The organism is Pseudomonas sp. GL_103, assembly GCF_057835175.1.
Window position 1 is genome coordinate 5086235 of sequence record NZ_CM174420.1, and the last position, 19618, is coordinate 5105852.

The window sequence follows — 19618 nt, forward strand, 5'->3', positions numbered from 1 at the left end:
GCATTCCATTCGCGGGAGCCCGACATGTTCCGTCCCAAACTGTTGTTCACCAGCCTTGCCGCACTTGCCCTGGGCGCCTGCTCGCCCCAGGACCCGCAAGCGGTCACGTCGGCAGCCATCGCCAAGTCGGTGATCCTGCCGACCTACACCCGCTGGGTCGAAGCCGACCGTCAATTGGCGGTCAGCGCCCTCGCCTACTGCGAAGGCAAGGAAAACCTGGAAACCGCCCGTGCCGACTTCCTTCATGCGCAAAAAGCCTGGGCCGAGTTGCAACCGCTGCTGATCGGGCCATTGGCCGAAGGCAACCGTTCGTGGCAAGTGCAGTTCTGGCCGGACAAGAAAAACCTGGTCGGCCGTCAGGTCGAGCAACTGGTCACCGCCCAGCCGCAAATCGATGCCGCCGCCCTGGCCAAGTCCAGCGTTGTGGTACAGGGGCTCTCGGCCTACGAATACATTCTGTTCGACAGCAAGCCTGACGTGGCCAACGCTGAGCAGAAGAGCAAATACTGCCCGCTGCTGATCGCCATCGGCGAACGCCAGAAGCAATTGGCCGAAGAGATTCTGCAAACCTGGAACAACACCGACGGCATGCTCGCGCAAATGAGCAAATTCCCGAACCAGCGTTACGCGGACTCCCATGAGGCGATCGCCGATCTGCTGCGAGTGCAAGTCACCGCCATCGACACCCTGAAGAAAAAACTCGGCACGCCGATGGGCCGCCAGAGCAAGGGCGTGCCGCAACCGTTCCAGGCCGATGCATGGCGCAGCCAGGCATCCCTGACAAGCCTGGAAGCCAGCCTCGCGGCCGCCAGGACCGTCTGGGAAGGTGTGGACAACAAAGGCCTGCGCGGCCTGTTGCCGAGCGAGCAAAAGCCATTGGCCGACAAGATCGATGCAGCCTATGCCGCCTCGCTGAAACTGTTTGCCGGCAACCAGCGCTCGCTGACCGACATGCTCAATGACGAGGCCGGCCGCCAGCAACTCAACGAGTTGTATGACAGCCTCAACGTCGTCCATCGCCTGCACGAGGCCGATCTGGCCAAGGCACTGGGCATCCAGCTGGGCTTCAACGCCAACGACGGTGACTGATGAGGGCCGGTTCCATGCTGCGACGTCAGGTTCTGACATTAGGTAGTTTGCTGCTGGGTGCAGTGACGCTGGGCGGCTGGAAGCTGTTCAAGCAAAAGGACAAGAGTCCGTTGTTGCTTTCGGCACGGGACGACACCGACGGCCAGCATTACGCCGTCGGTTATCGTCTGGATGGCACCCAGGTGTTCGCCACCCGGGTCGGCCAGCGTTGCCACGACATCATCAACCACCCGACACTGCCGATTGCGCTGTTCGTCGCCCGCCGTCCGGGCACCGAGAGCTACCTGATCGACCTGCGCGACGGCGCGCTCCTGCAAACCGTGGTGTCACAGCCGAACCGGCACTTCTACGGACACGCGGTCATTCACCACAGCGGCGACTGGCTTTACGCCACCGAAAACGACACCACCGATCCGGGTCGCGGCCTGCTCGGTGTGTATAAGTTCGAAGGCGAACGGCTAGTGCATAGCGGTGAGATTTCCACCCACGGCCTCGGTCCACACCAGGTGTCGTGGATGCCCGATGGCGAAACCCTGGTGGTGGCCAACGGCGGGATTCGCACCGAGGCCGAAAGCCGGGTGGAGATGAACCTCAACGCCATGGAACCGAGCCTGGTCCTGATGCAGCGCGACGGCACCCTGCTGAGCAAGGAAACCCTCGCCCAGCAGATGAACAGCGTGCGCCATCTGGCCATCGCCAGCGACGGCACCATCTTCGCCAGTCAGCAGTTCATGGGCGCGGCCCACGAGTCGTCGGAGTTGCTGGCGATCAAGCGGCCCGGTCAGCCCTTCGTCGCGTTCCCGGTGCCCGAGCACCAGTTGCAGGCCATGGGGCACTACACCGCCAGCGTCGCGGTACACAGCGACTTGCGTCTGGTGGCGTTGACCGCACCGCGGGGCAACCGCTTTTTCATCTGGGACCTGGACAGCGGTGAAGTACGCCTGGACGCGCCACTGCCCGATTGCGCCGGGGTCGGTGCCGTGGCCGATGGTTTTGTCGTGACCTCGGGCCAGGGACGCTGCCGCTACTACGACTGCCGCCAGACAAACCTTGTTGCAAAACCGCTGGAGCTACCCGCAGGGCTCTGGGACAACCATCTGCATCTGATGGCCTGAATCATTGAAAAAGTCGCCGCCTTGAGCCGCGCCTGCATCGGGATGACGTACACCCCGCAGGCGCGACCCGAGGCGGCGAATCTTTTCAGGCTTTCACCCCTCTAATACCTCACAACCTGTAAAAACGGCAGTTGGATTACCCTCTACACTCCCGGTAATGTGCCCCCACTGTCTCACCTGATTTTCTCCAAGGAACTGGATATGCTGCGTCGCCGCATGCTGATCATGTTGGGTGTTGTTCTACTGATTGTGCTGGTCCTGGCCGCGTACAAAGCCTTCTCGATCTACACGATGGTTCAAGGCTTCTCTGTGCCCAGACCGGCCATCAGCGTTGCCGTGGCCACCGCCACCGAGCGCCCATGGCAAGCCCGCCTGCCTACCGTTGGCACGCTCAAGGCATTGCAGGGCGTGGACCTGAGCCTGGAGACCGATGGCACCGTCATCGATTTGCAGTTCGAGTCAGGGCAAAAGGTCAAGGCCGGTCAACCACTCCTGCGCCTCGACAGCGCCGTGGAAAGTGCCCTGCTGGAAACTGCTCAGGCCGACCTTGGGCTGGCACAACTCGATTACGGTCGCGGCAGCCAACTGGTCGGCAGCCAGGCCATTTCCAAAGGCGAGTTCGACCGACTTTCGGCGGTGCTGAAAAAGAGCAAGGCCACGGTCAATCAACTCAAGGCTGCGCTCGGCAAAAAAAGCATCGTCGCGCCCTTCAGCGGCACCATCGGCATTCGTCAGGTGGACGTCGGCGACTATGTGGCCAGTGGCACCATGATCGCCACCCTGCAAGACCTCAGTAGCCTGTATGTCGACTTTTTCGTGCCCGAGCAGTCGGTGCCGAAGATTGCGCTCGGCCAGCCAGTGCGGGTCATTGTCGCGGCGTATCCGACCCGGGAGTACCCCGGCACCATCAGTGCAATCAACCCTAAAGTCGAGAACAGCACCCGTAACGTGCAGGTCCGCGCCACCCTCGCCAATCCCGATGGCAAGTTGATTCCAGGCATGTTCGCCAGCCTCCAGGTGCTCCTGCCCGACCCGCAGCCGCGCATCGTGGTGCCGGAAAGCGCGATTACCTACACGCTCTACGGCAACTCGGTGTATGTGGCCGTACCAAAGAAGGCCGAGGATGGCAGTCTGGTAAAGGACGACAAGGGCCAACCGGTGCTGATCGCCGAGCGGCGTTTTGTCGAGACCGGCGAACGCCGCGACGGGCAAGTGATGATCACCAAAGGCGTGCAGAGCGGCGAGAAAGTGGTGACCGCCGGCCAGCTCAAACTGGATAACGGCTCACGCGTTGCCATCAGCGACGACAAGACCCTGGCCGGGCAGAACAGCCCGCCACGAGCGGACTGATCAAGGAATCCCCATGGCTTTTACCGACCCGTTCATCCGCCGTCCGGTTCTCGCTACGGTGGTCAGCCTGTTGATCGTGCTGCTGGGCTTCCAGGCCTGGAGCAAGCTGCCGCTACGCCAGTACCCGCAAATGGAAAACGCCCTGATCACGGTGACCACCGCCTACCCCGGGGCCAACGCCGAGACTATCCAGGGCTACATCACCCAACCGATGCAGCAAAGCCTGGCCAGCGCCGAGGGCATCGACTACATGACCTCGGTCAGTCGCCAGAACTTCTCGGTGATCTCGATCTACGCGCGCGTCGGCTCCAACAGCGACCGTCTGTTTACCGAACTGCTGGCCAAGGCCAACGAAGTCAAGAACCAACTGCCCCAGGACGCCGAAGACCCGGTGCTGAGCAAAGAGTCTGCCGATGCGTCAGTGCTGATGTACATCAGCTACTTCAGCAAGGAGTTGAGCAACCCGCAGATTACCGATTACCTGTCACGGGTGATCCAGCCCAAGCTGGCGACCTTGCCCGGCATGGCCGAAGCCGAGATCCTCGGTAACCAGGTGTTTGCCATGCGCCTGTGGCTGGACCCGATGAAGCTGGCGGGTTTCGGCCTCAGTGCCAGCGATGTGACCAACGCGGTGCGCCAGTACAACTTCCTCTCTGCCGCCGGCGAGGTGAAGGGCGAATACGTGGTCACCAGCATCAACGCCAATACCGAACTCAAGTCCGCCGAAGCCTTCGGGGGGATTCCGCTCAAGGTCGATGGCGACAGCCGTGTGCTGCTGCGCGATGTGGCGCGTGTGGAAATGGGTGCGGAAAACTACGACTCCATCAGCTCGTTCGGTGGCACCCCTTCGGTGTACATCGGCATCAAGGCGACGCCCGGCGCCAACCCGCTGGAAGTGATCAAGGAAGTGCGCAAGATCATGCCGGACCTGGAGGCCCAGCTACCGCCGAACCTGAAAGGTGAAATCGCCTACGACGCCACCCTGTTCATCCAGGCCTCGATCGACGAAGTGGTGAAAACCCTGTTCGAAGCGGTGCTGATCGTGATCGTGGTGGTGTTCCTGTTCCTCGGTGCCCTGCGCTCGGTGGTGATCCCGGTGGTGACCATCCCGCTGTCGATGATCGGCGTGATGTTCTTCATGCAAATGATGGGGTACTCGATCAACCTGCTCACCTTGCTGGCAATGGTATTGGCCATCGGCCTGGTGGTGGATGACGCCATCGTGGTGGTGGAAAACATTCACCGTCACATCGAGGAAGGCAAGACACCGCTCGAGGCTGCCATTGAAGGCGCCCGGGAAATCGCCATGCCGGTGGTTTCGATGACCATCACCCTGGCGGCGGTGTATGCACCGATCGGTTTCCTGACAGGCCTGACCGGGGCGCTGTTCAAGGAGTTCGCCCTGACCCTGGCTGGCGCAGTGGTGATTTCCGGCATCGTTGCCCTGACCCTGTCGCCAATGATGTGCGCGTTTCTGCTGCGTCACGACGAGAATCCCAGCGGCCTGGCCCATCGCCTGGACATGATTTTCGAAAGCCTCAAGCGCCGCTACCAGAGCCTGCTTCATGGCACCCTCAACACCCGGCCGGTGGTGCTGGTGTTCGCCGTGATCGTGTTGTGCCTTATTCCGGTCCTTCTCAGTTTCACCAAATCGGAACTGGCGCCGGATGAGGACCAGGGCATCATTTTCATGATTGCCAACGCCCCGCAGCCGACCAACCTGGACTACCTGAACACCTACACCGACGAGTTCGTCTCGATCTTCAAGGCGTTTCCCGAGTACTACTCGTCGTTCCAGATCAACGGCTTCAACGGCGTGCAATCGGGCATCGGCGGTTTCCTGCTCAAGCCATGGGACGATCGCAGTCGCACGCAAATGGCGATCCTGCCCGAGGTGCAGGCCAAACTGGAAAAGATCCCGGGGCTGCAGATTTTCGGCTTCAACCTGCCGTCACTGCCGGGCACCGGCGAAGGCGTGCCGTTCCAGTTCGTCATCAACTCCGCCAACGATTACGAATTGCTGCTGCAAGTGGTCGACCGGGTAAAAAAACGTGCGAAGGAATCCGGCAAGTTTGCGTTTGTCCACGTTGACCTGGCCTTCGACAAGCCGGAAGTGGTGGTGGATATCGACCGCGCCAAGGCTGCGCAGATGGGGGTTTCCATGCAGGACCTGGGGGGAACCCTGGCGACCCTGCTGGGTGAAGGCGAGATCAACCGATTCACCATTGAAGGTCGCAGCTACAAGGTCATTGCCCAGGTCGAGCGGCCGTTCCGTGACAATCCGGACTGGCTGAACAATTACTACGTGAAAAACACCAAGGGTGAACTGTTGGCGTTGTCGACCCTGATCACCGTCACCGACCGTGCTCGACCGCGACAGCTGAACCAGTTCCAGCAACTCAACTCGGCCATCCTGTCCGGCGTGCCGCTGGTGAGCATGGGGGAAGCCATCGACCTCGTGCGCCAGATCGCCCGGGAAGAGGCGCCCGCCGGCTTTGCCTTCGACTACGCCGGCGCATCGAGGCAGTACGTTCAGGAAGGCAGTGCCCTGTGGGTCACCTTTGCCCTGGCACTGGCGATCATTTTCCTGGTGCTGGCGGCCCAGTTCGAAAGCTTCCGAGACCCGCTGGTGATCCTGGTCACCGTGCCGTTGTCTATCTGCGGCGCATTGATTCCGCTGTTCCTGGGTTGGTCGAGCATGAACATCTATACCCAGGTCGGGCTGGTGACCTTGATCGGGCTGATCAGCAAGCACGGCATCCTGATCGTCGAGTTCGCCAACCAGCTACGCAAGGACAAGGGCCTGACAGCGCGGGAAGCGGTGGAGGAAGCGGCGGCCATCCGGCTGCGTCCGGTCTTGATGACCACCGCGGCGATGGTGTTCGGCATGGTGCCATTGATCATCGCCACCGGTGCTGGCGCGGTCAGCCGGTTCGACATCGGCACGGTCATCGCGACGGGCATGTCGATCGGCACGTTGTTCACCCTGTTTGTGTTGCCTTGCGTCTACACCTTGCTGGCCAAGCCCGATAAACCCTGATGCAGAAAAACCTGTGGGAGCGTTGAAACCTGAAATCAGGGCAATAAAAAAGGCCTCGCATCAGCGAGGCCTTTCATTTTGGCTTCAATCGGTTCAACTCTGCGGCCTCAATCCCTGAGAAAGACCGAACATGAACAGCAACAAGTCATGATCGGGTCGAGTGGCCACGGATGCCTTCGCAGCCCGTGGCAACGGACAATGTTCTTCTGCGCTTATCGAGCTGAGAACCTGGGGGCGTGGTTGCTCCCAGGTTGCCATCGCGATCGATGCAACTGCCAAGGCTCCTACCAGAAACAAACCTCGTGCAATTTCGAGTTTCATCGCTATAAACCCTTGATAGCGCTGCCAAACGCCGTCTCATAAAAATAGATGAGCTTTTTCCAGTCTGCGTCGCTGAACGACGAGTGGCGACGCAACTGCTTCAAGTCATGGACAGCTGCGCGATGGGCCGTCAAACGCTTTCGGCATTTCTCCAGATCGATCAGGGCCACTTCGACCTTGGCCGTCTCGCCCTCACCGGTCACGCGAACGAATACGTGCTTGTCGTAAAGGCAACCGTGCTGCCAGCGGCCCTTGTGCATGCGAGCCAGGTTTTCAGCCAGGTCGTTGAGCACTCGTTCGTTTATGGCTTCACCATGACGCTCGCGACCGCCACCGGCGTACCAGCGATCGATTTCCTCGAAGCCGTCCAGCGACTTGGTGACCAGCAAGGCACGCCACTTGTGCACAGGATCGCGCTGAGCGCCACAGAAAACGATTTCCGGAACCCGTACGCCAAGCTCGGTCACACCGGTGAGCGCAGCATGCTCGCGCATTACCGTAGGCCGCCCGAAAGGGTGCTGCAAGCTACGATGGATATGCCCGGTCTGGCGCTTGACGTAGAGCAGTTGACCATCACTGCCCATCAGGCGCTGAACGCCGCTTTCCCCGCCGCGACGGACGTTGGGTTCTTCTACCCATTCTCCGCGCTGATTCCAGAAGTAATCGAAGCGGTCCTGGGGAACGACTTCCGTTTCTGCTGCACACTGCACTGCCATCCTGTTACCTCTTGCGTAATACGTAAACTCGCCACATGGCATAGAGCGGCAAAAAGTCCAGTTGTTCCTGGATTCGGAAACCCGCCTGCTCAAATTCCTTCTCTACGGTAGCGGCCGGTAACACAAACCGGTTTTGGTAACCTTCCTGCCCACGGGTTTTCTCCGAACGCTTGCGTTTCCAGGCCTTGAAGTTGCCATCGACCCACAGCGAAAGGATCACGCTGTCACGGGAAACCCGCTCGAATTCACGCAAAATAGCCATGCGATGCCCGGCTTCACCGATGTGGTGGAGCAAACGCATGCAAAAAATACTGTCGACCGCGTTGCCCGGCAAGGCAATGTCGAATGCAGACGTGTGCAAGGGTTGTACCCGTTTCACCACGTCGGCAGGTTGCGCCTGGGTTGCGATCTTCAGCATGGACTCCGAGTTATCGGCACCGATGATCACGCGGTTGGATTTTTCCGCCAACAAGGGCCAGAAACGCCCTGCACCACAAGGCAAATCGAGGACCAGACCAGGCTCGCCAACCAGGGCCAGCGCCTTACGCGCCAGTTGTTCGTCACGCCAGTGGGACAATCGACGGCCGAGACCTTCCTGGTGTTTGCGCAAATAGCGTTGCGCGTGTTGATCGTCATACTTTTCTGAAAAATCGAGCTTGATCGGGCCGTCCATCATCAGGTCTCCTGAACTTCTGATAGCAGCTACCTTAGATTTTGTAGTGTCGGTGACTGGTCATCCATTTGTGAAAATATCGTTATCGGAAACCCGGAAGTATTACAGGGCTTTACGGAATTGACAGGGTTTGCTGGACGCCTGACTTAACAGATCAAGTTCGGGACAGCTCCACCTGAAAACAGCAGCCACTGGGCTCCATCGTAGTCAGGCTGACGTTCCAGCCCTGGTTTTCACAGATCCGCTGCACCAGTGAAAGCCCCAGGCCCAAGCCTTCCCCGCGTTTTTCAGTGCCCCGAACGAAGGGTTCGAACATCGCCTCGCGTTTTTCCTCGGGAATGCCCACACCGCTGTCTTCGACCAGAAATCCCGTGCCCGTCAGGCTCAGGCGGATGAAGCCGCGTTCGGTGTAATGCAAGGCGTTGCGCAGCAAGTTACCCATCACCGCGTGCAGGAGCGTCGCATTGTAGCCATTGGCCTCGGGGTTGCCCGGTTCGAAAATCAGCTTCAACCCTTTGCTTTCAATGGGCTCGCGCCACAGACCGACCAGGCCCTCGGCTACCTGGCCCAGGGACTGCTGCGGCGACATGCTGGCATTTTCGCGCTGGGCGCGGGCCAGCATCAGGAAGGTTTGCACCAGCTCACGCATTTCTTCACAGGCCCGGGCGATGCGCTCGACCTGGGCGCGACCGCGCTGATCGAGACCAGGATTTTCCAGCAACAGTTCGCAGGAACTGGCCAGGATCATCAGGGGCGTACGCAATTCGTGGCTGACGTCGCTGGTGAACAAACGCTCGCGGGTCAGGGCCTGACGCAAGCGCCCGAGGGTGGCGTCGAAGGCCACGGCCAGTTCGCCCACTTCGTCGGCGGCATAGTCCGGCGCCAAGGGGGGAGCCAAACCCAGCAGTTGGTCGCGATGGCGTACCTGGCGGGCCAGTCGCACCACCGGCGCCATGACCTTGCGTGCCAGCACCCAACCGAGAAATACCGCCAGTGCCAGGCTCAGCACGAATCCCACCAGCACCACGGCAAACAGCACCCGCTCACGTTCTTCGAAGTCGCTCTGGTCCTGCAACAGCACATAACGTCGGCCGTCGACGATTTCGACCATGGCGTGGTACGACAGGTTTTCACGGAACACTTCGTGGAAACCCGGCTCCAGGTGCCGCAAATCCTTGGGCAACCTGAAATCGCCTGGCCCGTTGCTGAAGTAGAACAATTGATCCGGTTCGGGGCGATGGCTCCAGTCCGTGACATTGTCCATCAGCAACAGGCGCTGCAAATCGCCGCCCAGACCGGCCGAAATCAGCTTTTCCTCCACCAGGTGCACGGTCGCCACGATGCCCATGGCAAAGGCGCCCGCCACCAGTGCGCTCATCAGCGCAAAGGCAATGATGATGCGTTGAGCAAGGCTCTGCTTAAACTCCATCACGGCCCTCGGCCAGGCGATACCCCACACCGTGCACGGTTTGCAGCAATGGCTTGGCGAACGGCTTGTCGATCACCTGGCGCAGTTGGTGGACATGGCTGCGCAGGCTGTCGCTGTCCGGGCAGTCGTCGCCCCAGAGCGCTTCTTCAAGAATTTCACGGCGCAACACATGAGGGCTTTTCTGCATCAACACGGCCAGCAACTTCAGGCCGACCGGGTTGAGTTTAAGCAACCGGCCTTCGCGAGTGACTTCCAGGGTGTCGAGGTCGTAGTTCAGGTCGCCGACCTGCAAGGTCCGTCGCCCGCCGCCCTGGGTTCGGCGCATGACCGCTTCGATACGCGCTGCCAGTTCCGACAGGGCGAACGGTTTGATCAGGTAGTCATCGGCGCCGGACTTGAAGCCTTGCAGACGGTCATCCAGTTGATCGCGAGCCGTGAGCATGATCACCGGCGTTTCGCGGCGGGCATCTTCACGCAGGCGCTTGCACAGGGTGTAGCCATCGATGCCGGGCAACATGATATCGAGCACGATCAAATCGTAGTGCTCGGTGGCCGCCAGATGCAGGCCAGACAGACCATCCTGCGCGCAATCCACGGTATAGCCTTTGAGCCCCAGGTAATCGGCCAGGTTGGCCAGGATATCGCGGTTGTCTTCAACCAATAGAATTCGCATGGGTATCTCTCCGTCCACAGTAACGGCCGTCGTGGCCCGCGCAGCTTAAGGCGTAGTTCAGCTCACGGCTAGGACTGAGTGAAGCGAAAAAGCGTGGAAATTGACCGATTACAGCCTTAACGAGTTTTTCACCGGCGATTCACACGCTGGCGACAGAATCGGGTTCAAACTCTGCGCGGCTGCGCATTTGAGAACATTTCACTGATCAAGGAACTAGCATGGTTTCGACCCTTGCCCGCCCTGCCCCTCGTCCGCTCAATTTCCGGGTGTGTCTTGGAGTCCCCGCCGTAGCTGCGATCATTCTGGTATTGCTCGAATTGACCAGTCTGGACATGGACCTGGCCAAGCTGTTTTACGACCCGGTCGCCGGGAAATTCATCGGACGCCACAGTTACTTCCTCGAGGACATCCTGCACGATCGCGCCAAACAGGTGGTCATCGCCTTCTCGGTGTTTGCCATCTTCGGCTTCATCGCTTCGTTCTTCATGGCCAGGCTCAAACCGCTCAAGCGGGAACTGGGTTGTCTGGTGCTGTCCCTGGGCCTGGCGACTTCCTTTGTCACACCCATGAAAGCAGTGACCGCGGTGCAATGCCCATGGAGCCTTGAGCAATTCGGTGGTCACGAGACCTACAGCGAACTGTTGAGCCCTCGCCCGCACACCGAAAAACCGGGGCGTTGCTGGCCCGGCGGTCATGCGGCCACTGGCTTCACCCTGTTTGCCCTGTTTTTCGTACTGCGTGACCGTCGCCCGCGCATGGCTCGCGCAGCGTTTGTCTTCGCCTTCGCCCTCGGCTCGGTATTCTCCATCGGGAGGATGATGCAGGGCGCGCATTTCTTCTCGCACAACGTGTGGACGGCGGTGTTCTGCTGGCTGATCTGTTTGGGGTCGTATTACTACGTTCTGTATCGACCGGCCTTGAGGGCTGAACGCGAGGCCAGCGCAGTACCTGTCGGCGCCTGATCTGACGCCATCGCGGGCAAGCCACGCTCCCACAGGATTTATGCAGTTCCCTGTGGGAGCGTGGCTTGCCCGCGATGGGCGCGACGCGATCTCCAGCCAACCCCAAATTGAAGGCAATAAAAACCCCGCCTGCTTTCGCAGGCGGGGTTTTTTCGTACAGGGGTAAGGCTGGCTTACATCATGCCGCCCATGCCGCCCATACCGCCCATGTCTGGCATACCGCCGCCAGCACCGCCGTCTTTCTTCGGTGCATCAGCAACAGCAGCTTCGGTGGTCAGGATCAGACCGCCGATCGACGATGCAGCTTGCAGCGCGGAACGGGTGACCTTGGTTGGGTCCAGGATGCCCATTTCGATCATGTCGCCGTATTCGCCAGTCGCAGCGTTGTAACCGAAGTTACCTTTGCCGTTCTTGACTTCGTTGACCACAACGCTTGGCTCGTCACCGCTGTTGGCAGCGATCTGACGCAGCGGTGCTTCGATGGCACGACGCAGAACGGCGATACCCACGTCCTGGTCGGCGTTGTCGCCTTTCAGGTCGAGGATTGCTTCCAGAGCGCGGATCAGCGCAACGCCACCGCCAGGTACCACGCCTTCTTCAACGGCTGCACGGGTTGCGTGCAGGGCGTCTTCAACGCGGGCTTTCTTCTCTTTCATTTCTACTTCGGAACCAGCGCCAACCTTGATCACTGCAACGCCGCCGGACAGCTTGGCCAGACGCTCTTGCAGTTTTTCACGGTCGTAGTCCGAGGAAGTTTCGGCAACCTGAGCACGGATCTGAGCAATGCGGGACTCGATGTCGCCTGCTACGCCAGCACCGTCAACAATGATGGTGTTTTCCTTGGAGATGGTCACGCGCTTGGCGCTGCCCAGGTTTTCCAGGGTGGCTGCTTCCAGGCTCAGGCCGATCTCTTCGGAGATAACGGTACCGCCGGTCAGAACGGCGATGTCCTGCAGCATGGCCTTGCGGCGGTCGCCGAAGCCTGGAGCCTTGACGGCTGCGACTTTAACGATGCCACGCATGTTGTTCACGACCAGAGTCGCCAGGGCTTCGCCTTCAACGTCTTCGGAAACAATCAGCAGTGGACGGCCGGCTTTGGCAACGGCTTCCAGCACTGGCAGCATTTCGCGGATGTTCGAGATCTTTTTGTCGACCAGCAGAACCAGCGGGTTGTCCAGCTCGGCAACCATGGTTTCCGGCTTGTTGACGAAGTACGGGGAAAGGTAGCCACGGTCGAACTGCATGCCTTCTACAACCGACAGTTCGTTTTCCAGGCCAGTGCCTTCTTCAACGGTGATCACGCCTTCTTTACCGACTTTTTCCATGGCTTCGGCAATGATGTCGCCGATGGAGTTGTCGGAGTTGGCCGAGATGGTGCCAACCTGAGCGATTGCCTTGGTGTCAGCGCATGGCTTGGACAGGTTTTTCAGCTCTTTGACAATGGCGATGGTCGCCTTGTCGATGCCGCGCTTCAGATCCATCGGGTTCATGCCGGCAGCGACGGCTTTCAGGCCTTCGTTGACGATCGACTGAGCCAGAACGGTAGCGGTGGTAGTACCGTCACCAGCGTCATCGTTGGCACGGGAGGCAACGTCTTTGACCAGCTGCGCGCCCATGTTTTCGAAACGGTCTTCCAGTTCGATTTCTTTGGCGACGGAAACGCCGTCCTTGGTGATGGTCGGAGCGCCGAAGCTCTTCTCGATGATCACGTTACGGCCTTTCGGGCCCAGGGTCGCTTTTACCGCGTCAGCCAGGACGTTGACGCCTTTGAGCATTTTCTTGCGGGCGGAATCGCCAAACAGAACTTCTTTAGCAGCCATGATCGATATTCCTTAAATACTTTGTAGTAGCGGGAAAATGAACGGGGGTATCAGCCTTCGATAACGGCGAGAATTTCGTTCTCGCTCATTACCAGCAGGTCTTCGCCGTCGACTTTCACAGTGTTGCTGCCGGAGTAAGGGCCGAACACAACCTTGTCGCCCACTTTCACGGACAGTGCACGCACTTCACCGCTTTCCAGTGCTTTGCCTGGGCCTACAGCGAGGATTTCGCCGCTGTTGGCTTTTTCAGCAGCCGAACCTGGCAGGACGATACCGCCAGCGGTTTTCTTTTCTTCTTCGCTGCGACGGATGACGACGCGGTCATGCAGAGGACGAAGCTTCATTGTCGATCTCTCCTAATTGTGGTTTTCATCGGCCGGTGTAGTCCCGGCGGGTTTAACAAAGGCCGGCGGTGCCGGTTGCGGTTCGTCAAGCGAACCGCGGAAGTCTGTCTGGCGTGATCGCCAGAAACCTTGCGGTGACCGTTACATAAGGGCGCATAAGCTTATTACAAGGGCGGGGAGCGAAAAATTTTCAGTTCGCTGCCCCGCAAACGAACACGGCACCCGAAGGTGCCGTGTCGATGTGCGTATTACTTGGTATCGCGGTGTTCGAACTCGCCTTCGATCACGTTGGGCTCGCGGCCCAGCGGCTCGCGAGGCGCCGGGCCGCCACGGGCCTGGAGGTCGTCGGCGAACGCTCGCTGACGCATCGCCTGCTCTTCGGCGCGCTGGCGCATTTTATTGGCCAGCAGGCGACGACTGAACGGCAGCAGCATGAACAGGCCGATCACATCGCTGATGAAACCCGGAAGAATCAGCAGGCCACCGGCCAATGCCAGCATCAGGCCTTCGAGCATGGTCTGGGCCGGCAGTTCGCCGCGGCTCAGGCTTTCACGGGCACGCAGGGCCGTGGCCAGGCCGGCAATGCGCAGCACGAACACGCCGAACATCGAGCCGAGAATGATCAGCAGCAGGGCCGGGAAAAACCCGATGGACCCTGCCACCTTGACGAATACGAACAGCTCCAACACCGGGAACAGCAGAAAGAGCAACAAAAAAGGGCGCATCAAATGGTTCCTCAACGCAAGAATGCCTTGCCAGTTCACCTTAGATGACGTCGCCGTTTCGTGAATTCAAGCGTCGGCCACTTCATTTTTCGGCCAATGATCGGCGTGGGCCAGAGAAACCAAGGCTTCGCGAACTTGTGTCGGCGTATTACAAGGCGTTTGAAACGGCAACCAGTACAGACTTTGGCCGATGCGCAGGTGCATGCCTTCGGTGTCGATACCGACCATTTGCGCCGGCACGTTCTTCGGCAGCCCGGCCAGATCGACGTAATGGGCGATGGCCTTGGCGTGATCGGCGTTCATGTGCTCGACCATGCTCATTTCGGCCTTGCCGGCGAACGGGTTGGCCAGGGTCAGCTCGTTGACCCAATGAATCGCGCCAAAACCGCCGATGTATCGGTGGCGTACAGGCTCGAGCACCCAGAAATCGAAATCGTGGGCCTTGTGATAACCCTGCGACTCCGGGAAGTAGCGGTAGTAACGCTCGGAAGCGGCCTCGATGGCGGCTTCGTCTTCGAGCTGATGCGCCTCGGCCAGGTAAGTCAGTCGACCAACGGCCTGGACATCTTCGGCGCCACGCTCGCCGACAAAGAGCGAGCATTTCCGATCTTTTTGCAGGTTATGCGTGTGCTGGGCAATACGGCTGATCAGGATCAGCGGCCGGCCCTGCTCGTCCAGGCAGTACGGAACCACGGAGCCAAACGGAAAACCGGGCATCGATTTGGAGTGCGTCGAGAGCACCCCACGGTATTCCTTGAGGAGCAATTCTCGTGCATGCTTAGCCGCTTCAACGCTCAATTTATGACTCCTTAAATAGAATCCGTCAGAAAAACGGACGAGCTGCTGGTGAAAGTCCCAGCACGCCATCGGGGCAGTTCTCATGTGCAGCCGGGCCACGTCAGGCGCAGATCGAGAGGCTCTCTACAAGGAAAACACTCAGACCTGCTACCGGGGCATGCGAATGCAACTCACTGACAAAGTAATCATTATCACTGGCGGTTGCCAGGGTTTAGGCCGCTCCATGGCCGAGTATTTCGCAGGCCTGGGCGCGAAACTCGCGCTGGTGGACCTGAACCAGGAAAAACTCGACGACGCGGTCGCGGCCTGCAAGGCCCAGGGTGTCGAGGCCCGCGCCTACCTGTGCAACGTGGCCAACGAAGAGCAAGTGACCCACATGGTTGCCCAGGTCGCTGAAGACTTTGGCGCGATCCATGGCTTGATCAACAACGCAGGGATCCTGCGCGACGGCCTGTTGCTCAAGGTCAAGGATGGCGAAATGACCAAGATGAGCCTGGCCCAGTGGCAGGCCGTCATCGACGTCAACCTGACCGGCGTGTTTCTGTGCACCCGTGAAGTCGCGGCGAAAATGGTCGAGCTGAACAACAGCGGCGCGATCATCAATATCTCGTCGATTTCCCGCGCCGGCAACGTCGGTCAGACCAACTACTCCGCCGCCAAGGCCGGTGTCGCTGCGGCAACCGTGACCTGGGCCAAGGAACTGGCGCGCTATGGCATTCGCGTCGCCGGCATTGCACCGGGCTTCATCGAAACTGAAATGACCCTGGGCATGAAGCCTGAAGCGCTGGAGAAGATGACTGCCGGGATTCCGCTCAAGCGCATGGGCAGGCCTGAGGAAATCGCCCATTCGGCGGCGTACATCTTCGAGAACGACTATTACACCGGTCGGATTCTGGAGATGGATGGCGGGTTGCGTATCTAAAGCAAGATCAAAAGATCGCAGCCTGCGGCAGCTCCTACATGGGATTGATGTTCACCCTGTAGGAGCTGCCGCAGGCTGCGATCTTTCAACAGGCGACCGGAATCAATCGTCGCTGACGCTTATATTCGGCATCGCCGGCGTCAACGCTTCCTGCAACACGATCCGCGCACCGACATGGCGGGCCAGTTCCTGGTAAACCATGGCAATCTGGCTGTCAGGCTCGGCGATCACCGTTGGCTTGCCGCCATCGGCCTGCTCGCGGATGACCATCGACAGCGGCAGAGAAGCCAGCAACTCGACGCCATACTGGTTGGCCAGTTTCACGCCCCCGCCTTCACCGAACAGATGCTCGGCATGTCCGCAGTTGGAGCAGATGTGCACGGCCATGTTCTCCACCACGCCCAGCACCGGAATGTTGACCTTGCGGAACATTTCCACGCCCTTGCGCGCGTCCAGCAATGCCAGGTCCTGCGGAGTGGTCACGATGACCGCGCCGGCCACCGGCACTTTCTGCGCCAGGGTCAGCTGGATGTCACCGGTGCCTGGCGGCATGTCGATGACCAGATAATCCAGGTCGCCCCAAGCGGTTTGAGTCACCAGTTGCAACAAGGCGCCGGAGACCATCGGCCCACGCCAGACCATCGGCGTGTTGTCGTCGGTGAGGAACGCCATGGACATCACTTCGACGCCATGGGACTTGAGCGGTACAAACCACTTCTGATCCTTGACCTCGGGGCGGGTGCGCTCGGGGATGCCGAACATGATGCCTTGGCTCGGACCGTAAATATCTGCGTCGAGAATCCCCACTTTGGCGCCTTCGCGGGCCAGGGCCAGGGCCAGGTTGGCTGCCGTGGTGGATTTGCCCACGCCGCCCTTGCCGGACGCCACGGCCACCACGTTTTTCACGTTCGCCAGGCCCGGAATCTGCGCCTGAGCCTTGTGCGCAGCGATCACACTGGTGATTTCGACCTTGGCACTTGCCACGCCGTCCAACCCCTGAATGGCCATTTCCAGCATCTGCGCCCAGCCACTCTTGAACAGACCGGCGGCATAACCCAGTTCAAGCTGAACGCTGACGCGCTCGCCCTGGATCTCGATGTTGCGCACGCACCCGGCGCTGACCGGGTCCTGGTTCAGGTAAGGGTCGGTGTATTGGCGAAGGACGGCTTCCACCGCTGCGCGATTGACGGCGCTCATGGGCAACTCCGAAAACAGGACTTGGAAAAGATGATGGGTATCGTACCTGTTCTACGCGTTCGGCGGGATGTTGAAAAGATCGCAGCCTTCGGCAGCTCCTACAAAAAATGCAACATCAATTACGAGCCCCTGTAGGAGCTGCCGAAGGCTGCGATCTTTTGATCTTTCCCCTGTTACTCATCCAATGAAACAGGCTCACAGGGTGAAAAATATGCGCCGGCGCTTTATAGTGGCCGACCTCCGTTTCATCAAGTAGCCGAGCCCCATGTCCGAGCCACGCAAGATCCTCGTCACCAGCGCCCTGCCCTATGCCAATGGTTCGATCCACCTTGGCCATATGCTGGAATACATCCAGACCGATATGTGGGTGCGCTTCCAGAAGCACCGCGGCAATCAATGCATCTATGTCTGTGCTGACGACGCCCACGGATCGGCGATCATGCTGCGCGCGGAAAAGGAAGGCATCACCCCGGAACAACTGATCGCCAACGTCCAGGCTGAACACAGCGCCGACTTTGCCGAGTTCCTGGTGGACTTCGATAACTTCCACTCCACTCACGCCGAAGAAAACCGTGAGCTGTCGAGCCAGATATACCTGAAGCTGCGCGACGCCGGGCACATCGCCACACGTTCGATCACCCAGTATTTCGACCCGGAAAAGAAAATGTTCCTGGCCGACCGCTTCATCAAGGGCACCTGCCCGAAATGCGGCACCGAAGACCAGTACGGCGACAACTGCGAAAAATGCGGCGCGACCTACGCACCGACCGACCTGAAGGATCCGAAGTCGGCGATCTCCGGCGCCACCCCGGTGCTCAAGGACTCCCAGCACTTCTTCTTCAAGCTGCCAGACTTCCAGCAAATGCTGCAAACCTGGACCCGCAGCGGCACCCTGCAGGATGCCGTGGCCAACAAGATCGCCGAATGGCTGGATGCCGGCCTGCAACAGTGGGACATCTCCCGCGATGCGCCGTATTTCGGTTTTGAAATCCCCGACGAGCCGGGCAAATACTTCTACGTGTGGCTGGATGCGCCGATCGGCTACATGGCCAGCTTCAAGAACCTGTGCAACCGCACGCCGGAGCTGGACTTCGATGCGTTCTGGGGCAAGGACTCCACTGCCGAGCTGTACCACTTCATCGGCAAGGACATCGTCAACTTCCACGCCCTGTTCTGGCCAGCCATGCTCGAAGGCGCGGGCTACCGCAAGCCGACCGGCATCAACGTGCACGGCTACCTGACCGTCAATGGCCAGAAGATGTCCAAGTCCCGAGGCACCTTTATCAAGGCCCGCACCTACCTGGATCACCTGTCGCCGGAATACCTGCGCTATTACTACGCGGCCAAGCTGGGCCGTGGCGTCGATGACCTCGACCTGAACCTCGAAGACTTCGTGCAGAAGGTCAACTCCGACCTGGTGGGCAAGGTCGTCAACATCGCCAGCCGATGTGCCGGTTTCATCAACAAAGGCAATGCCGGCGTGATGGTCGACACCAACGCCGCGCCTGAACTGACCGAAGCCTTCCTGGCCGCCGCGCCAAGCATCGCCGACGCCTATGAAGCCCGCGACTTTGCCCGCGCCATGCGCGAGATCATGGGCCTGGCCGACCGCGCCAACGCCTGGATCGCCGACAAGGCGCCGTGGTCGCTGAACAAACAGGAAGGCAAGCAGGATGAAGTCCAGGCCATCTGCGCCACCGGCGTCAACCTGTTCCGTCAACTGGTGATCTTCCTCAAACCAGTCCTGCCACTGCTGGCCGCCGACGCCGAGGCGTTCCTCAACGTCGCACCGCTGACCTGGAACGACCACGCGACCTTGCTCAGCAATCACCAGCTGAACGAGTTCAAGCCGCTGATGACCCGTATCGACCCGGTCAAGGTGCAAGCCATGACCGACGCTTCGAAAGAAGACCTGACCGCCAGCCAGACCGACACCGGCGCAGCCGCACCTGCCGGCAATGGCGAACTGGCCAAGGATCCGCTCTCGCCGGAAATCGAGTTCGACACCTTTGCCGCCGTCGACCTGCGTGTCGCACTGATCGTCAAGGCAGAACACGTGGAAGGCGCCGACAAGCTGTTGCGCCTGACCCTCGACATCGGTGACGAGCAACGCAACGTGTTCTCCGGGATCAAGAGCGCTTATCCGGATCCGTCCAAGCTCGATGGTCGACTGACCATGATGATCGCCAACCTCAAGCCACGGAAAATGAAGTTCGGTATCTCCGAAGGCATGGTGATGGCGGCCGGCCCTGGCGGTGAAGAGATCTACCTGCTCAGCCCTGACAGCGGCGCCAAGCCGGGCCAGCGCATCAAGTAAGGTCTGCGGAAAATCGATCCCACAGTCGTGCCTGGCGCGGCTGTGGGATTTTCATGTCTGGCCCACCCTCCCGCCTTGCCGGATAATGCCTACTCTTTTTAGACAACTGCGCTAAAAAAGCCCTGTT

Annotated in this window: 17 protein-coding genes; 7 read left to right on the plus strand and 10 right to left on the minus strand. The window is 59.8% G+C overall.

The annotated features are described in order from the left end of the window. Positions 1-24 precede the first annotated feature (24 nt). From AC3IP0_RS22840 to AC3IP0_RS22855, 4 genes are all read left to right on the plus strand, one after another. Positions 25-1089, plus strand: a complete 1065-nt coding sequence (locus AC3IP0_RS22840; RefSeq protein ID WP_223445979.1) for an imelysin family protein — start codon at positions 25-27, stop codon at positions 1087-1089. Positions 1090-1103: 14 nt separating this feature from the next. Next, positions 1104-2204, plus strand: coding sequence for a DUF1513 domain-containing protein (locus AC3IP0_RS22845; protein ID WP_489317092.1), 1101 nt, complete (start codon positions 1104-1106; stop codon positions 2202-2204). Positions 2205-2405: 201 nt separating this feature from the next. After that, on the plus strand, positions 2406-3554 hold the full coding sequence (locus tag AC3IP0_RS22850) for an efflux RND transporter periplasmic adaptor subunit (RefSeq protein ID WP_458370392.1): 1149 nt from the start codon (positions 2406-2408) through the stop codon (positions 3552-3554). A 13-nt stretch (positions 3555-3567) separates the two neighbouring features. Continuing rightward, entirely contained in the window at positions 3568-6594 is a 3027-nt protein-coding gene (locus AC3IP0_RS22855) for a multidrug efflux RND transporter permease subunit (RefSeq protein WP_489317094.1), read from the plus strand. Between the two features lie 93 nt (positions 6595-6687). Here the strand turns inward: AC3IP0_RS22855 and AC3IP0_RS22860 are convergent, their stop codons facing one another. From AC3IP0_RS22860 to colR, 5 genes are all read right to left on the minus strand, one after another. Further along, a complete protein-coding gene (locus tag AC3IP0_RS22860; protein ID WP_489317095.1) occupies positions 6688-6915 on the minus strand; it encodes a hypothetical protein in 228 nt (75 codons plus the stop codon). Positions 6916-6917: 2 nt separating this feature from the next. Further along, on the minus strand, positions 6918-7631 hold the full coding sequence (locus AC3IP0_RS22865) for a lipopolysaccharide kinase InaA family protein (RefSeq protein ID WP_489317096.1): 714 nt from the start codon (positions 7629-7631) through the stop codon (positions 6918-6920). Positions 7632-7635: 4 nt separating this feature from the next. Beyond that, entirely contained in the window at positions 7636-8304 is a 669-nt protein-coding gene (locus AC3IP0_RS22870) for a class I SAM-dependent methyltransferase (RefSeq protein WP_489319818.1), read from the minus strand. A 154-nt stretch (positions 8305-8458) separates the two neighbouring features. Then, a complete protein-coding gene (locus tag AC3IP0_RS22875; protein ID WP_489317097.1) occupies positions 8459-9733 on the minus strand; it encodes a sensor histidine kinase in 1275 nt (424 codons plus the stop codon). Beyond that, the gene (gene colR, locus AC3IP0_RS22880) at positions 9723-10406 is read right to left on the minus strand and encodes a two-component system response regulator ColR (protein WP_007978572.1); all 684 of its coding nucleotides are present in this window, start codon (positions 10404-10406) and stop codon (positions 9723-9725) included. The genes AC3IP0_RS22875 and colR overlap by 11 nt, the downstream gene beginning before the upstream one ends. Positions 10407-10624: 218 nt before the next feature. Between colR and AC3IP0_RS22885 the strand changes: the two genes are divergently transcribed. After that, positions 10625-11368, plus strand: coding sequence for a phosphatase PAP2 family protein (locus tag AC3IP0_RS22885; RefSeq protein ID WP_489317098.1), 744 nt, complete (start codon positions 10625-10627; stop codon positions 11366-11368). A 173-nt stretch (positions 11369-11541) separates the two neighbouring features. Here the strand turns inward: AC3IP0_RS22885 and groL are convergent, their stop codons facing one another. The 4 genes from groL to AC3IP0_RS22905 form a co-directional block, all read right to left on the minus strand. Beyond that, positions 11542-13188 carry a chaperonin GroEL gene (gene groL / locus AC3IP0_RS22890; RefSeq protein WP_150728305.1) on the minus strand — a complete coding sequence of 549 codons (1647 nt, stop codon included), beginning with the start codon at positions 13186-13188 and terminating at the stop codon, positions 11542-11544. 50 nt (positions 13189-13238) lie between these two features. After that, on the minus strand, positions 13239-13532 hold the full coding sequence (locus AC3IP0_RS22895; RefSeq protein ID WP_095057064.1) for a co-chaperone GroES: 294 nt from the start codon (positions 13530-13532) through the stop codon (positions 13239-13241). 248 nt (positions 13533-13780) lie between these two features. After that, complete coding sequence (locus AC3IP0_RS22900) at positions 13781-14257, minus strand: FxsA family protein (protein WP_008053539.1); 477 nt, start codon at positions 14255-14257, stop codon at positions 13781-13783. Positions 14258-14323: 66 nt separating this feature from the next. Next, positions 14324-15055, minus strand: coding sequence for a HugZ family pyridoxamine 5'-phosphate oxidase (locus AC3IP0_RS22905; RefSeq protein ID WP_489317099.1), 732 nt, complete (start codon positions 15053-15055; stop codon positions 14324-14326). Positions 15056-15218: 163 nt separating this feature from the next. Here AC3IP0_RS22905 and AC3IP0_RS22910 point away from each other — a divergent pair, with 163 nt between their 5' ends. Then, on the plus strand, positions 15219-15977 hold the full coding sequence (locus AC3IP0_RS22910; protein ID WP_150728303.1) for an SDR family oxidoreductase: 759 nt from the start codon (positions 15219-15221) through the stop codon (positions 15975-15977). Positions 15978-16079: 102 nt separating this feature from the next. On the opposite strand, the gene apbC is transcribed toward AC3IP0_RS22910, so the two are convergent. After that, complete coding sequence (gene apbC / locus AC3IP0_RS22915) at positions 16080-17174, minus strand: iron-sulfur cluster carrier protein ApbC (RefSeq protein WP_095943841.1); 1095 nt, start codon at positions 17172-17174, stop codon at positions 16080-16082. A 265-nt stretch (positions 17175-17439) separates the two neighbouring features. Here apbC and metG point away from each other — a divergent pair, with 265 nt between their 5' ends. After that, complete coding sequence (gene metG / locus AC3IP0_RS22920) at positions 17440-19491, plus strand: methionine--tRNA ligase (RefSeq protein ID WP_223459662.1); 2052 nt, start codon at positions 17440-17442, stop codon at positions 19489-19491. The last annotated feature ends 127 nt before the right edge of the window (positions 19492-19618 follow it).

Bases quoted from the DNA above. Each gene is read 5' to 3' on its own strand.
- AC3IP0_RS22855 (WP_489317094.1), top strand. From the start codon at position 3,568: ATGGCTTTTACCGACCCGTTCATCCGCCGTCCGGTTCTCGCTACGGTG.
- AC3IP0_RS22860 (WP_489317095.1), bottom strand. From the start codon at position 6,915: ATGAAACTCGAAATTGCACGAGGTTTGTTTCTGGTAGGAGCCTTGGCA.
- metG (WP_223459662.1), top strand. From the start codon at position 17,440: ATGTCCGAGCCACGCAAGATCCTCGTCACCAGCGCCCTGCCCTATGCC.
- AC3IP0_RS22845 (WP_489317092.1), top strand. From the start codon at position 1,104: ATGCTGCGACGTCAGGTTCTGACATTAGGTAGTTTGCTGCTGGGTGCA.
- AC3IP0_RS22875 (WP_489317097.1), bottom strand. From the start codon at position 9,733: ATGGAGTTTAAGCAGAGCCTTGCTCAACGCATCATCATTGCCTTTGCG.
- AC3IP0_RS22865 (WP_489317096.1), bottom strand. From the start codon at position 7,631: ATGGCAGTGCAGTGTGCAGCAGAAACGGAAGTCGTTCCCCAGGACCGC.
- colR (WP_007978572.1), bottom strand. From the start codon at position 10,406: ATGCGAATTCTATTGGTTGAAGACAACCGCGATATCCTGGCCAACCTG.
- AC3IP0_RS22900 (WP_008053539.1), bottom strand. From the start codon at position 14,257: ATGCGCCCTTTTTTGTTGCTCTTTCTGCTGTTCCCGGTGTTGGAGCTG.
- AC3IP0_RS22870 (WP_489319818.1), bottom strand. From the start codon at position 8,304: ATGGACGGCCCGATCAAGCTCGATTTTTCAGAAAAGTATGACGATCAA.
- AC3IP0_RS22840 (WP_223445979.1), top strand. From the start codon at position 25: ATGTTCCGTCCCAAACTGTTGTTCACCAGCCTTGCCGCACTTGCCCTG.
- apbC (WP_095943841.1), bottom strand. From the start codon at position 17,174: ATGAGCGCCGTCAATCGCGCAGCGGTGGAAGCCGTCCTTCGCCAATAC.
- AC3IP0_RS22910 (WP_150728303.1), top strand. From the start codon at position 15,219: ATGCAACTCACTGACAAAGTAATCATTATCACTGGCGGTTGCCAGGGT.
- AC3IP0_RS22850 (WP_458370392.1), top strand. From the start codon at position 2,406: ATGCTGCGTCGCCGCATGCTGATCATGTTGGGTGTTGTTCTACTGATT.
- AC3IP0_RS22885 (WP_489317098.1), top strand. From the start codon at position 10,625: ATGGTTTCGACCCTTGCCCGCCCTGCCCCTCGTCCGCTCAATTTCCGG.
- groL (WP_150728305.1), bottom strand. From the start codon at position 13,188: ATGGCTGCTAAAGAAGTTCTGTTTGGCGATTCCGCCCGCAAGAAAATG.
- AC3IP0_RS22895 (WP_095057064.1), bottom strand. From the start codon at position 13,532: ATGAAGCTTCGTCCTCTGCATGACCGCGTCGTCATCCGTCGCAGCGAA.